We start from the raw sequence: 13,795 nt of genomic DNA, 5'->3' as shown, positions 1-13,795 counted from the left end.
CCGTGGTCCGAGGAGCCGACCTGTCTGTACGCTGAACGGGATTTTTTCGAACCCGTTCAGGGTTTTGCACCAGACCAAGGGGGGAACGGTGCTCCGTCGCCGTCTCATGTTTTCCGCCGCCCTCGTGGCGGCTTTCGCAGGACTCGCCTCCGTTCCGGCCGCCGCGGCCGGTCCCGCCGTTCCGCCCGGCCACGGCGTGGCCGCGGCGACCGGGGTGAACCCGGGCACGGGTGGGTCGCGGCCGGGGGGCAAGACCTTCTCCAGCCCGGCCGACCGTACGGTGGTCACGCCGGGGACCCGGTCCGGGGGGACCGCGCGGGCGCAGGGCGCGCAGGGCGCGCAGACGAACCCGTACCTGGCGATCGATCTGGAAGCCAGTACGCCGACCGCGCACTCGATCGACCTGACGACGCGCGTCAGCAGCGAGGTCGCCGATCTCGACATCACCATCGCCTGGGGTGACGGGAGCTCGGACAAGGTCACGGCCTCCAGCACGGGCTACGACCGGCGCAACACCCAGCACACGTACGCCGCCGTCGGCTCGTACACCGTCACGGTCACGGTGAAGGACACCACGAACGGCGCCGAGGCCGTGAACCGGCTCGACTTCGTCACCTCGGGCAGCGAGTACACCGCCCACGCGCCCACGCGCCTGCTGGACACCCGCGCCGGCCTCGGCGCCGCGCAGGCCAAGGTCGCCGGGCGGGGCTCCGTGGTCCTGAAGGTCGCGGGCGCGGCCAAGATCCCCGCCGGGGTCACCGAAGTGGTCCTGAACGTCACCGCCACCAACGCCGCGGGAGCGGGTCACGTCGTGGTCCAGCCCGACAAGGACGGCTTCGAGACCGGGTCGAACCTGAACTACGCCCCGGGGCAGACCGTCGCGAACCAGGTGATCGTGCCGGTCGCCAAGGACGGGTCCGTGCACCTGATCAACGGAGGCTGGGACTCCGTCGACCTGATCGCGGACGTCACCGGCTACTTCACGGCGTCGGTCGCCAGCGGCTACACCACGCTGAACCCGGTCCGCGCCGTCGACACCCGCGAGGGCATCGGTACGGCGAAGGGTCAGGTGGCCGGCTACGGGACCTTCGGCGTCGACATGGCCGGGCGCGGGGGCGTCCCCAAGGGCGTCACCGCGGTGGCGCTCAACCTGACGGTCACGAATCCGCGGGCGGCGGGCCACCTGACCGCGTACCCGAGCGGACAGGCGGCGCCGTCCACCTCCAGCGTGAACTTCGCCGCAGGTCAGACGGTCTCGAACGCGGTGATCGTGCCGGTCGGCCCCGACGGGAAGATCACCATCCGCAACGGCAGCTGGGACCGGGCCGACGTGGTGGCCGACGTGGTCGGCTACTACAGCACCGACAGCAGGGCGGCCCTCGTGTGCCTCGGGGGCCCGTACCGGGTCCTGGACACCCGTATCGACAGCTGGGGCCGCAAGGCCGGCCCGGTGCCGGGCCGTACGATGCTCCCCGTCCGGTTCGACGCCGACACGACGAACTCCGACATCGACGGCTGGGTGCTGAACACCACGGTCACCAACACCAAGGAAGCGGGCTTCCTGTCGGTCACCGCGGACCCGAACACCTGGCCCGACTACCGGAACGGCACCGCGGTCACGCCGCAGCGGCCCGTCTCCTCGTCCGTGAACTGGACGGCGGGTGCGACCGTGCCCAACCTGGTCCAGACGTCCGGGGGCAAGGGCGGCGTCATCGACTTCTGGAACCAGGGCTGGCAGGACATCGACATGATCGTCGACCTGATCGCCTGGTACCAGACCAGCTAGTCCGAGAAGCGCTCCACGCTCCACGTTGCTCGCTTCTCGCTACTCGCTCCACGCGCTCACAGGAACACGGGGGGCCGGTGCGCAATCGCCGACGCGCAGTCTCCGCCGCCCCCGAGACAGCCGGTCTCGGTCTCGTCCCCGCAACGGCGCAGGCCGCGCCCGCCGGGGGGAACCCGGATCTGGGCATCACGCTGGACACGTATGCCACCACCGCACACGGCATCGTCCAGACGTCCGGCGGCAAGGGGGACGTCATCGACTTCTGGAACCAGGGCTGGGAGGGCGTCGACGTGGTCGTCGACTGCCTCGGCTTCTACGAGAACGACCGACACGACGGGAAGCGGAAAGGGGCGGTGCGCCGTGTGGCGCACCGCCCCTTTCGCGTCGGTCCTAGAGGAACGAGTTGATCTCGATCGTCTCGGTGCGGCCGGGGCCGACGCCGATCGCGGAGATCGGGGCGCCCGACATCTCCTCGAGGGCCTTCACGTACGCCTGGGCGTTCTTCGGGAGGTCAGAGAACGTCTTGGCCTTGGTGATGTCCTCGGACCAGCCGGGCAGGTTCTCGTAGATCGGCTTCGCGTGGTGGAAGTCCGTCTGCGAGTACGGGAGCTCCTCGACGCGCTTGCCGTCGATCTCGTACGCGACGCAGACCGGGATCTGCTCCCAGCCGGTCAGCACGTCCAGCTTGGTGAGGAAGAAGTCCGTCAGCCCGTTCACGCGGGTGGCGTAACGCGCGATCGGCGCGTCGAACCAGCCGCAGCGGCGGTCGCGGCCGGTGGTCACGCCGCGCTCGCCGCCGATGCGGCGCAGGTCCTCGCCGTCCTGGTCGAACAGCTCGGTCGGGAACGGGCCGGCGCCCACGCGGGTCGTGTACGCCTTCAGGATGCCGATGACGCGGCTGATCTTCGTCGGGCCCACGCCGGTGCCGGTGCAGGCGCCGCCCGCCGTCGGGTTCGAGGAGGTGACGAAGGGGTACGTGCCGTGGTCGACGTCGAGCAGGGTGCCCTGGCCGCCCTCGAACAGCACGACCTTGTCCTCGTCGAGCGCGTTGTTGAGGATCAGGGTGGTGTCGGCGACGTACGGCTTGATCTGCTCCGCGTACTGGAGCATCTCCTCCACGATCGCCGCCGCCTCGATGGCGCGGCGGTTGTAGAGCTTGGCGAGGAGCTGGTTCTTGCCCTCCAGCGCCGCTTCGACCTTCTGGGCGAGGATCGACTCGTCGTACAGGTCCTGGACCCGGATGCCGATGCGGTTGATCTTGTCCGCGTACGTCGGACCGATGCCGCGGCCGGTCGTACCGATCTTGCGCTTGCCGAGGAAGCGCTCGCCGACCTTGTCGAGGGTGACGTTGTACGGCGTGATCAGGTGCGCGTTGCCGCTGATGAGCAGCTTGGAGGTGTCGATGCCGCGCTCGTTCAGGCCGCGCAGCTCGGAGAGCAGGACGGCCGGGTCGACGACGACGCCGTTGCCGATGACCGGGGTGCATCCGGGGGAGAGGATGCCGGAAGGGAGAAGGTGCAGCGCGTACTTCTGGTCGCCTACGACGACCGTGTGGCCGGCGTTGTTGCCGCCCTGGTAGCGCACCACATAATCAACGGAACCACCGAGCAGGTCGGTGGCCTTTCCCTTGCCCTCGTCACCCCACTGAGCTCCGAGCAGCACAAGAGCGGGCACAGGCGTACACCTCTTCCGGATGGGGCATGTCCAAGGTCAGGGGGCGTACGACGATGTACACCGCAGGCTGAGCCGTCGGACCGGTACCCCGGAATAGACGAAGGCCCTGGCGCAATAGCGCAAGGGCCTCTTGCACAAAGATGCTACCCGAGGAAGGACCGAGGTGTCGGCTCCAGAGCCCACCATGAGCCATGCGGGCGCGCCGGTAGGCGGCCTGCTCGTGCTCGTCGACCCGGTCGCCCGCCGTCTTGACGGCGAGTCCGTGCGGATCGCGAAGGATGTTCTGTCGGCGGGAGCCGCGGCGAAAATCTGCCTCCCGGATTCGCAGGAGGAGTTTGCGCGGGCTCTTGCCCGCCGGGGCCATCGGCAGCCGGTGATCGTCGGCGACGACCGGGCGCTGGTACGGGCCGTGGGGCTGCTGTACCGGGAGCGCGGGCTTGGCGACGGGGCCGTTTCGCTGATTCCGGTGGGGCAGGTGGGGTCGCTGGGGCTGGCGCGGACCCTCGGTGTTCCGCTGTCGGCGGTGGCCGCGGCGCGCTCGGTGCTGGACGGGGCCGTGCGGACGCGGGACCTCCTGGTCGACGACAGCGACGGGGTGGTGCTCGGGGATCTGCGGATTCCACCCGTCCGGGCGGCGGCCAGGCCTTCGGGGCCGTCGGTGTGGAGCGCGTACCGCTCGCTGGTGCGGACGCTGGTCCCGCCGGGTGCCCGGGTGGGGCACCGGCTGCGGGTGGAGGCGGACGGGCAGCTGCTGGTGGACGTGGACCGGGTGCTGGAGGACCTGCGGGTGGTGCCGGCGTCGTCCTCCGGCGGGGTGGCGGAGGTGACGGTCCGGCTGGCCGGCGGCCCTTCTCTGCGGGTGAAGGCGGCCTCGGTGACGGTGTCGGGATCGGACTTCCGCTACCGGGCGGACGCGCTGGTGGCGGGGCCCGTCCGGCGCCGCACGTGGACGCTCCTGCCGGGGGCGTGGTCGCTGACGCTGCCGCGCTGACCGGCCCGGGCCCCGCGTGCGGCGGGGCCGGGCCGGCGTGCGGTGGGGCCGGGCCGGCCCTGGTCAGGCGCCCGACCCGGAGGCGGCCGCTTCGATCAGGTCCGCCACCGCGCGCGGCTGCGACGCCAGTGACGCGTGGCTGGCGTCCAGCTCCACGGTCTTGCGCGGATCCATCCGCGCGGCCATGCGGCGCTCGTCGTCGGGGTGGACCATCCGGTCCTGCGCGGACACCTGGTACCACCTCGGCTTCACCCGCCATGCCGGTGCGGTGACGGGGTCGCCGAACGCCGACGCCAGCGGGGCCTTCCGGGTCACCGCCGTGACCAGACCCTCCTCGGTGGACAGGTCCTGCGCGAAGCTCTCGCGGAACTTCTCCGGCCTGATCCACAGGCAGCCGTCGGAGTCGGGGGCGATGTTCTCCAGCGCGGCGGGCGGCTGCTCCCGGCTGATCCCGCCGGGGCTTTCGCCCGCGTCCGGCGCGAAGGCGGCGACGTACACCAGCCCCGTCGCGTTCGGCAGGCCGCCGGCTTCGGGGATGACCGCTCCGCCGTACGAGTGGCCCACGAGCAGCACCGGCCCGTCGATCTGCCGGACCATCCTGCGGGAGCGTCCGGCGTCGTCGGCCGCTCCCTGATCCGGCCCGACCGACAAGACAGCCCTTAGCTAGGGGGTGGGGAGGTCCAGGGTGGCCCGGTGGGCACGCCAGCGGTCCATCATCGCGTGCATCTCGCCCTGCAGGAACGCGAAGAACGCCGCCGTCTCCGCCATGCGCGCGCCGGCCGGGGTGTCCGTGCCGACCCCGGCCGCGCCGTCGCGCAGGGTCTTCTCGAACAGGCTCAGCACCTGGTCCCGCCGGGTGAACGTCTCGTACCAGAGCTCGTTGTGCAGGACGTACCGGTCCCGCCGGGAGCCCGGCTCCCGCTCCCGGCTGACCATGGTCACCTGCGACAGGTAGGCCACGGCCCCCGACACCGCCGCCGGGCTGATCTGCAGGGCCTCGCTCAGCTCCGCCGAGGTCATCGACCCGCGGTCGCTCGCGAGCAGCTGTGCGAAGACCCGCGAGGCCATCCGCTGCATCCCGGCTTCGGTCAGCTGCGCGGCGAACCGCTCCACGAAGCGGGAGACCGCCGCTTCGTCGCTCCGTACGTCAGGTGCCTGAGTGTTCATGTCGTCCGCCACCCTTCCGACTTTATACGTTTCCCTAGCTTCACAAGTTTGTGAAAGTAGCGTACGTTCAGAATCATGACGAAGGCAATCAGTGTCGCCGGACTCCACAAGGCGTTCGGCCGCACCCACGCACTGGACGGCCTCGACCTCTCGGTCGACGCCGGCGAGGTCCACGGCTTCCTCGGCCCCAACGGCTCCGGCAAATCCACCACCATCCGGGTTCTGCTGGGCCTGCTGCGCGCCGACTCCGGAACCGCCGAGCTGCTCGGCGGCGACCCCTGGGCCGACGCCGTGGCGCTGCACCGCCGCGTCGCCTACGTACCCGGCGACGTCACCCTGTGGCGCAACCTCTCGGGCGGCGAGGTCATCGACCTCTACGGGCGGCTCCGCGGAGGGCTGGACCGGGCCCGGCGCGCCGAGCTGATCGAGCGGTTCGAGCTGGACCCCACCAAGAAGGGGCGCACGTACTCCAAGGGCAACCGGCAGAAGGTCGCGCTCGTCGCCGCCTTCTCCTCCGACGCCGAACTGCTCATCCTCGACGAGCCCACCTCCGGGCTGGACCCGCTGATGGAGGGGGTCTTCCAGGGCTGCGTCGCCGAGGCGCGCGCCGCCGGGCGGAGCGTCCTGCTCAGCTCGCACATCCTGAGCGAGGTCGAGACCCTCTGCGACCGGGTCAGCATCATCCGCAAGGGCCGCACCGTGGAGACGGGCACGCTGGCCGATCTGCGGCACCTGACGCGTACGTCGATCAGCGCCGAGCTCGCCGGCCCGCCGAACGGCATCGCGCAGCTGCCGGGCGTGCACGACGTGGAGGTGCGGGGGCTGAAGATCCGCCTCCAGGCCGACACGGACAAGCTGGACGCCGTACTGCGCTCGCTCGCCGATTCCGGGGTGCGGTCGCTGACCTCGACCCCGCCGACGCTGGAGGAGCTCTTCCTGCGGCACTACGCGGACGACGTGCACGGCAACGGCAACGGCGCCGACGGCGGCGTGAAGGCGGGCGTGTCGCGATGAGGAACCAACTGGCCGGCACGGGAACGCTGCTGCGCCTCGCGCTGCGCCGCGACCGCGTGATGATGCCGGTCTGGATCACGGTCGTGGCGCTGCTGGTGCTCAGCCTGCCCGCCTCGCTGGAGTCGGTGTACGGGACGGGCGCCGAACGGGCCCGGCTGCTCGGCACGATGAACACCAACGGCTCGCTGCGCGCCCTGTACGGGCCGGTCTTCGGCGATTCGATCGGCGCGCTGACCGCATGGCGCGGCGGGGTCTTCGCCGGGGTGCTCGCCGGGATCATGAGCCTGGTCATCGTGGTCCGGCACACCCGCGAAGAGGAGGAGACGGGCCGTCAGGAGCTGCTCTCCGCGGCGATGGTGGGCCGCCGGGCGCCGCTGACGGCCGCGCTGCTGGCGGCCCTGACGGCCAACGGGCTCGCCGCGCTGCTGGTGACGGCCGGGCTCACCGGGCGCGGGGCGGGCGGTGCGATGGCCCTCGGGCTCGGCATCGGCGCCACCGGGATGCTGTTCGCGGCCCTGGCCGCCATCGCGGCGCAGCTCACCGAGAGCGCGCGGCTCGCGAAGGGGCTCGCGGGAGCGGCGATCGGCGCGGCGTTCGTGCTGCGCGCCGCCGGGGACGCCGGGAGCGCCGGGGGTTCGAGTGCGCTGACCTGGGTGTCGCCGCTGGGCTGGCTGGAGAACGTACGGGCCTTCGCGGCCGAACGCTGGTGGGTGTTCGCCCTGTTCGCGGCGGCCGTGGCGGTGCAGGTGGCGGCGGCGTACGCGCTGGCCGGCCGCCGCGACATCGGCATGAGCTTCCTGCCGGCCCGCCCGGGCCCGGCGGAGGGCCGGCTCGCCGGCCCGGGGGCCCTGGCCTGGCGGCTCCAGCGGGGGAGCCTGATCGGATGGAGCCTGGCGTTCCTGGCGGCCGGGGTGGTCTTCGGCGGGATGACGGACGGGGCCGCGCAGCTGGTCGGTGACAACGAACGGACCCGCGAAATCATCGAGCGGATGGGAGGGCAGAGCGGGATCGCGGACGCCTTCCTCGCGACGATGGCCGGGATGCTCGGCATGATCGCCGCCCTGTTCATCGTCTCGGCGGTGCTGCGGCTGAGCGGCGAGGAGTCGGGGCAGCGCGCCGAACCGCTGCTCGCGAACGCGGTCGGCCGGCTGCGCTGGGCCGGCGGCCACCTGGCGGTGGCCTTCGGCGGCTCCGCGCTGATCCTGCTGCTGGCGGGGCTCGGCCTGGGGATCGGGCACGGTCAGGGCGTGGCCGCGGCGGTCGGTGCGACGCTCGCCCAGCTCCCGGCGGTCTGGATGATCGGGGCCTTCGCGGCCCTCCTGTACGGAGCCGCCCCGCGCTACGCGGTGGCCGCCTGGGCGGTGGCCGGGGGCGCGCTGACGCTGGGCTGGATCGGCCCCGCGCTGAACCTCCCGCAGGCCGTCCTGAACCTCTCGCCCTTCGCCCACCTGCCCAAGCTGCCGGGTGCCGAGGCCCTGGCCTGGGCCCCGCTGCTGGTGCTGACCGCGCTGGCGGCGGCCCTGCTGGCGGCCGGCCTGGCGGCGCTGCGCCGCCGCGACCTGGCCGCGTAGCCTCCGCCCGCAACGCCCCTGACTCTCAGAACTCCACGAGGAGTTCGTCCAGACCGCGGATGACGTACCCGTCCCGCCACCGAGGCTCCCGCACGAGCTTCAGGGGCGGGACGCCGTCTGCCAGCAGGGCCCCGAACGAGGCGGTCAGCTCCCGCCGCGCGAGTGGAGCACCGAGGCAGTAGTGGATCCCGGCGCCGAAGCTGAGATGCGGATTGTCGTCCCGTACGAGGTCCAGGGCGTCGGGCCGACCGAACCGGGCGGGGTCCCGGTTCGCGGACCCGAAGAGCAGCGCGACCTCGGCTCCGCGCGGGATGAGGGTGTCGCCGATCCGGATGTCGTCGAGCACCCAGCGCTCGAAGAGCTGGAGGGGTGTGTCGTAACGCATCAGTTCATCCACAGCTGTGGACAACTTTTCGGAATCGAGCGAGGCGAGCTGCTCGGGGTGGCGGAAGAGGGCCCACCAGCCGTTGACGGTGGTGTTCACGGTGGCCTCGTGGCCCGCGTTGAGCAGGAGGACACAGGTGGAGATCATCTCCTGCTCGCTGAGCCGACCCTCGTCATCGTGGGCGGCGATCAGGCCGGAGATCAAATCCTCGCCGGGCTCCTTGCGCCGCTCGGCGATCAGCTCGCGCAGGTAGGCGCTGAACTCCACGCTCGCGCGGACCGCGCGCCGCGCGGTCTCCTCGTCGGGGCGGAGCTCGTACATCCCGCAGATGTCCGCCGACCAGGGCCGCAGCAGGGCTCGGTCCGCCTCCGGGACCCCGAGCAGCTCGGCGATCACGGCCACGGGCAGCGGCTCCGCGACGACGGTGAGCAGGTCCCCGCCCCCGTCGGCGAGGAGTTGACCGACCAGCTCCCCGGCGAGCCGGTCCACGGCGGGCGCGAGCTGCTCCACTGTGCGCGGGGTGAACGCCTTGGAGACCAGGCGCCGCACACGCGCGTGGGCGGGGTCCTCCAGGTCCAACAGGCCGTTGTCGTTGAGGACATGGAAGGGTTCGTGCCCCGGGGGCGGGGCCTCGCGGCCGAACTCCTCGTGCGAGAAGCGGTGCAGGTAGGTCCGGCCGAGCCGGCGGTCGCGCAGCAGCGCGCTCACATCGGCGTAGTGCGGCACGAGCCACTGCCCGGTGGCCTCCCACCACAGCGCCCGCCCCTGTTCCCGCAGCTCGCGGTAGGCGGGGTAAGGATCGGCGACGAACGCGGCGTCCCACGGATCAAAGCCCATCCCTTCACTGTAGAAGACCGCCCCGCGCGCGGCCGGAACTCGCGTGTGAGGCCTGCGCGCCGGGGCGACAGAGCCCCCGTGCCCCAGCAGCCACGGAGGCCGCGCAACGGGCCGCCGAGACCGCCGGCCTCGACACCACCCGCCCCGCGGCCTCGACACCGCCGGCCCCCGGCCCCCGGCCCCGCCCGGCCCCGGCCCCGCCCGGCCCTGGCTAGGCCGGGGTCACCAGGCGGGTCTCGTAGGCGAACACCGCGGCCTGGGTGCGGTCCCGCAGACCCAGTTTCACCAGGATCCGGCTCACATGCGTCTTGATCGTGGACTCCGCGACGATGAGCCGGTCCGCTATCTCCACGTTGGACAGCCCCTGCGCGATCAGCACCAGCACCTCCGTCTCCCGCTCGGTCAACTCCCCTATCCCCGCCGGATCCGCCAGCTTCGGCGGGGTCGACAGCTTCGAGAACTCCAGGATCAGCCGCTTGGTGACCGTCGGCGCCAGCAGCGCCTCACCGGAGGCCACCACCCGCACCCCGTCGGCCAGCTGCCGGGCCGAGGCGTCCTTGAGCAGGAACCCGGAGGCCCCGGCCCGCAGGGCCTGGTACACGTACTCGTCGAGGTCGAAGGTCGTCAGGACCAGCACCTTCGCGTCCGTGTCGGAGGCCACGATCTCCCGTGTCGCCTCCAGCCCGTTCATCACCGGCATCCGGATGTCCATCAGCACCACGTCCGGCCGCAGCGCCGCCACTTGGGCGATGGCCTCGCGGCCGTCCACCGCCTCGCCGACCACCTCGATGCCGTCCATCGCGTTGAGCAGGACGGAGAAGCCCTCCCGGACCATCATCTGGTCGTCGACGATCAACACCCTGATCGTCATGCCGACTGCCCCGGCCCCTGCGCCGCGTCCTGGGCCTCGCCCTGCCGGCCGCGCACCGGTATGAACACCGACACCTCGTACCCGCCCGCCTCGGTCTCTCCGGCCGTCATCTCACCCTCCAGCATGGCCACCCGCTCCCGCATCCCGGTGATCCCGTGCCCGGCGCCCGGCGAGGGTCGCACGTCCCCGGTCGCCGCCGCGTTGACCACCCGTATGCCCAACCCGCCCAGTACGTACGAGACCTCGACCGAGGCCGCCGCCCCCGGCGCATGGCGCAGAGTGTTGCTCAGCGTCTCCTGGATGATCCGGTACGCCGACAGCTCCACGCCCGGCGGCAGCTCCCGCACCGCACCCGTCACCGTCTTCTCCACGCTCAGCCCGGCCTCCCGCACATTGGCCAGCAGCCCGTCCAGCGAGGCCAGTGTCGGCTGCGGCGCGTCCGGCGCCTCGTAGTCCGCGGAGCGCACCACACCCAGCACCCTGCGCAGCTCCGTCAGCGCCGCCACCGCGTTCTCCCGGATGGTGGCGAACGCCGCCTCCAGCTCCGGCGGCGGGTTCTTCACCCGGTACGGCGCGGCCTCCGCCTGGATCGCCACCACCGACATGTGGTGGGCCACCACGTCGTGCAGCTCCCGAGCGATCGTCGTCCGCTCCTCCAGCAGCGTCCGCCGGTCCCGCTCGACGGCCGTGACCTCCTGCTGCGCGCTGACCTCCTGCTCCGCTTCCCTGCGTATGTTGCGGACCGTCACCACCAGCAGCGAGACCGCCAGGAGGAAGGCCATCGGCATGACCTCGACCGGCTCCCCCCGGCCGAGCACGACCGGTACCCCGATCCCGATGCCCAGGGTGATCAGCCACATCCAGCCGGCCGCCCGGGGCCTGGTCCGCATCGCGGCGAACGTCACCGTGGCGAGGTAGGAGACGAAGGCACCCGGCGACCAGGGCCACACGTCGTTCGAGCTGGAGCCGACCACCGCGAGCGCCCCGGTGGCGGCGATGGCCGCCCAGAACGCCCCCACCGGCCGCACCAGCGTCATCAGTACCGGAGTGGCCGCGACCAGCCCCATCACGAGGGAGCTGCTCGCCGCGACGTACTCCCCACTGGTCGTGGAGGTCAGCATCACCACGAAGAAGGCGACGAATCCGACGACCGCATGCGGCAGATACGCCATGTACGGCCGTATCCGCCGGGGAAGCCGCCGGGTCACCGGTCCGTCGGTGCGCATCGGCGCCAGCGGCCGGTAGGCGAAGGCGTCCGTGATCAGATCCCGGCGCAGGCTCTGGAACATGCCGGAAGCCATCCGGAACTCGGGTGTCCGGGGATTCACCCGGGAGGTCGTCTCGCTCATACCCACACCGTAGGTCGGCCGCCCCCTCGTCCGCGTCGCCGCTGAAGGGGATATCCCGGCCTCCCTCTCAGGTACTACCCGGGCTACTCAGTAGCCCGTCGGACGGACCAGACCCGTCTCGTACGCGAACACCGCGGCCTGGGTCCGGTCCCGTAGGCCCAGCTTCACCAGGATCCGCCCGACATGGGTCTTCACGGTCTGCTCGGCCACCACCAGGTGCCCGGCGATCTCCGCGTTGGACAGCCCCTGCGCGATCAGCGACAGCACCTCGGTCTCCCGCTCGGTCAGCTCGTCGATCCGAGCCCTCGACGGCGCACGCGGCGCCCCCATCCGGGAGAACTCCGTGATCAGCCGCTTGGTGATGTTCGGCGAGAGCAGTGCCTCGCCGGCCGCCACCACCCGGACCGCCTCCGCGAGCTGGTCGGCCGACGCGTCCTTCAGCAGGAACCCCGAGGCGCCGGCGCGCAGTGCCTCGTACACGTACTCGTCGAGGTCGAAGGTAGTCAGTACCAGCACCTTGACGGCGGAGTCCGGCACCGCGGTGATGACGGAAGTGGCCTCGATGCCGCCCATTCCGGGCATGCGGATGTCCATCAGGACCACGTCCGGCCCGAGTTCGGCGACCTTCGCCACCGCGTCGGCCCCGTCCACGGCCTGACCGACGACCTCGATGTCGGGCTGGGCGTTGAGGAGGACGGTGAATCCCTGCCGGACCATCATCTGGTCGTCGGCGATCATCACCTTGATCGGGTCGGCCGGAGTGCTCATGCGTCCTCTTCAGTCCTTCTTCGTCTCGGGATCCATCGGGAGCACGGCGCTCACCTCGTACCCCCCGCCCGGGCGGGGGCCGGCGGCGAGTTCGCCCCCCAGCATGCCCGCCCGCTCCCGCATCCCCAGCAGCCCGTGCCCGGCGCCGTGCGAGGGCGGGGCCGGCCGGGTCGGCGCGCTGTTGGCGATGCACAGGTGCAGCTCGCGCGGCCCGTACGCGATGCCCACCTCGACCCGGGAACCGGGCGCGTGGCGCAGACAGTTGCTCAGCGCCTCCTGCACGATCCGGTACGCGGTGAGCTCGACGCCCGGGGTCAGGGGCCGCCGGACACCCGCGATCTCCGTGGTGACCACCAGCCCCGCACCGCGGACGTTGTCCACCAGGCCGTCCAGTTCGGCGAGGGTGGGCTGCGGATGGTGCGGGTTCGCCGGATCGTCCGGCTGCTCGGAGCGCAGCACGCCCAGCACCCGGCGCAGTTCCGTCAGGGCCTCCAGGGCGTTCTCCCGGATGCCCGCCAGGTTCTCCTTCAGCTCCTCGGAGGGGTTCTCCACCAGGTACGGGGCGACCTGCGCCTGGATGGAGATCACCGACATGTGGTGGGCGACGACGTCGTGCAGTTCGCGGGCGATGCGGCTGCGCTCCTCCAGCAGGGTGCGCCGGGCCCGCTCCTCCTCGGTGATCGTCTCCTGCTCGACGAGCTTGCCGCGGGCCAGGCGGGTGGCCCGCAGGGCGTATCCGAGCAGTCCGACGAACCCGTAGAGCAGGAGCGCCGTCAGTACGGTGGTCTGGCCGTGCTCCGGCTTCCAGAGCAGCTCGGCCAGGCCGGTGAGGACGACGGGGACGGTGACGGCCGAGACGGTCACGCGCGGCGGTACGCGCAGGGCGACCAGCAGCAGCACGGGGGCGAAGGCGATCAACCCTCCGGCCGTCCAGGGCCACGTCTGCCCCGCGCCGACGTCGGGACGGATCAGCCACGCGCTCAGCCCGCCGGCCAGCAGGCCGAGCCACCAGCCGGCCAACGGCCGGAACATCGCGAGCGCGATCGAGGCGCCGGTCAGGAGCGCCGCCACCAGGGGCGGACCGCCGGTGACGCCGTAGTGGTCGCCCAGCTGTTCCGTGGTGAGGAAGCAGAAGAAGACGGCGACGTAGCCGACCGCAATATGCGGCAGCCGGTTCAGCCACCGCGGCCGGGACATTTTGGGCAGCGGATCCCACTCCGCGGTGAGCAGGTCCCGGCCCAGTGCCCCCAGCCACCCTCCCCGGGGTGCGGCGGCCCGGCCCGGATGCCCGTGCGGGTCTGCCGCCGGGGCCCCGGCGGCCGCCGGACTCCGGTCCTTGGCCGGGGAGGCGGCCGGGGGCGCGCTCTGCTCGTTCACACCGG

13 protein-coding genes are annotated in these 13,795 nt (G+C 72.0%); 5 read left to right on the top strand and 8 right to left on the bottom strand.

The genetic code is table 11. The annotated features are described in order from the left end of the window. The first annotated feature begins 88 nt into the window (after positions 1 to 88). Both K7B10_RS19790 and K7B10_RS19785 read left to right on the top strand, forming a co-directional pair. Positions 89 to 1,786, top strand: coding sequence for a PKD domain-containing protein (locus tag K7B10_RS19790; protein WP_229337652.1), 1,698 nt, complete (start codon positions 89 to 91; stop codon positions 1,784 to 1,786). Between the two features lie 77 nt (positions 1,787 to 1,863). Further along, the gene (locus K7B10_RS19785; RefSeq protein ID WP_229337650.1) at positions 1,864 to 2,193 is read left to right on the top strand and encodes a hypothetical protein; all 330 of its coding nucleotides are present in this window, start codon (positions 1,864 to 1,866) and stop codon (positions 2,191 to 2,193) included. On the opposite strand, the gene K7B10_RS19780 is transcribed toward K7B10_RS19785, so the two are convergent. After that, positions 2,177 to 3,460: an adenylosuccinate synthase gene (locus K7B10_RS19780; protein WP_229337648.1), complete on the bottom strand. Its 1,284-nt coding sequence runs from the start codon at positions 3,458 to 3,460 to the stop codon at positions 2,177 to 2,179. The two genes, K7B10_RS19785 and K7B10_RS19780, sit on opposite strands and share 17 nt — an antisense overlap. Positions 3,461 to 3,644: 184 nt before the next feature. On the opposite strand from K7B10_RS19780, the gene K7B10_RS19775 reads away from it, so the two are divergent. Next, the gene (locus K7B10_RS19775) at positions 3,645 to 4,451 is read left to right on the top strand and encodes a diacylglycerol kinase catalytic domain-containing protein (RefSeq protein ID WP_229345226.1); all 807 of its coding nucleotides are present in this window, start codon (positions 3,645 to 3,647) and stop codon (positions 4,449 to 4,451) included. 63 nt (positions 4,452 to 4,514) lie between these two features. On the opposite strand, the gene K7B10_RS19770 is transcribed toward K7B10_RS19775, so the two are convergent. Together K7B10_RS19770 and K7B10_RS19765 are read right to left on the bottom strand one after the other, a co-directional pair. Then, positions 4,515 to 5,102, bottom strand: coding sequence for an alpha/beta hydrolase (locus tag K7B10_RS19770; RefSeq protein WP_267501424.1), 588 nt, complete (start codon positions 5,100 to 5,102; stop codon positions 4,515 to 4,517). Positions 5,103 to 5,114: 12 nt separating this feature from the next. Continuing rightward, positions 5,115 to 5,618 carry a GbsR/MarR family transcriptional regulator gene (locus K7B10_RS19765; RefSeq protein ID WP_229337643.1) on the bottom strand — a complete coding sequence of 168 codons (504 nt, stop codon included), beginning with the start codon at positions 5,616 to 5,618 and terminating at the stop codon, positions 5,115 to 5,117. Between the two features lie 75 nt (positions 5,619 to 5,693). Between K7B10_RS19765 and K7B10_RS19760 the strand changes: the two genes are divergently transcribed. Both K7B10_RS19760 and K7B10_RS19755 read left to right on the top strand, forming a co-directional pair. Then, a complete protein-coding gene (locus K7B10_RS19760) occupies positions 5,694 to 6,632 on the top strand; it encodes an ABC transporter ATP-binding protein (protein WP_229337641.1) in 939 nt (312 codons plus the stop codon). Then, positions 6,629 to 8,203, top strand: coding sequence for an ABC transporter permease (locus K7B10_RS19755; protein WP_229337639.1), 1,575 nt, complete (start codon positions 6,629 to 6,631; stop codon positions 8,201 to 8,203). The genes K7B10_RS19760 and K7B10_RS19755 overlap by 4 nt, the downstream gene beginning before the upstream one ends. Before the next feature lie 25 nt (positions 8,204 to 8,228). On the opposite strand, the gene K7B10_RS19750 is transcribed toward K7B10_RS19755, so the two are convergent. The 5 genes from K7B10_RS19750 to K7B10_RS19730 all read right to left on the bottom strand — a co-directional run bounded on the left by K7B10_RS19750 (position 8,229) and on the right by K7B10_RS19730 (position 13,790). Further along, a complete protein-coding gene (locus K7B10_RS19750; protein ID WP_229337638.1) occupies positions 8,229 to 9,425 on the bottom strand; it encodes a cytochrome P450 in 1,197 nt (398 codons plus the stop codon). 211 nt (positions 9,426 to 9,636) lie between these two features. Then, positions 9,637 to 10,296 (bottom strand): response regulator, encoded by a 660-nt coding sequence (locus K7B10_RS19745; protein ID WP_229337636.1) that lies wholly within the window; start codon positions 10,294 to 10,296, stop codon positions 9,637 to 9,639. Then, a complete protein-coding gene (locus tag K7B10_RS19740; RefSeq protein WP_229337634.1) occupies positions 10,293 to 11,645 on the bottom strand; it encodes a sensor histidine kinase in 1,353 nt (450 codons plus the stop codon). The genes K7B10_RS19745 and K7B10_RS19740 overlap by 4 nt, the downstream gene beginning before the upstream one ends. Positions 11,646 to 11,732: 87 nt before the next feature. Then, positions 11,733 to 12,413 carry a response regulator gene (locus K7B10_RS19735; RefSeq protein ID WP_229337632.1) on the bottom strand — a complete coding sequence of 227 codons (681 nt, stop codon included), beginning with the start codon at positions 12,411 to 12,413 and terminating at the stop codon, positions 11,733 to 11,735. 9 nt (positions 12,414 to 12,422) lie between these two features. Beyond that, positions 12,423 to 13,790 (bottom strand): sensor histidine kinase, encoded by a 1,368-nt coding sequence (locus K7B10_RS19730; protein ID WP_308284608.1) that lies wholly within the window; start codon positions 13,788 to 13,790, stop codon positions 12,423 to 12,425. Between the last annotated feature and the right edge of the window lie 5 nt (positions 13,791 to 13,795).

This window comes from Streptomyces flavotricini, assembly GCF_020639365.1.
GTDB classification, from domain to species: domain Bacteria; phylum Actinomycetota; class Actinomycetes; order Streptomycetales; family Streptomycetaceae; genus Streptomyces; species Streptomyces flavotricini.
This window is presented reverse-complemented; position numbering and strand designations above follow the sequence as displayed.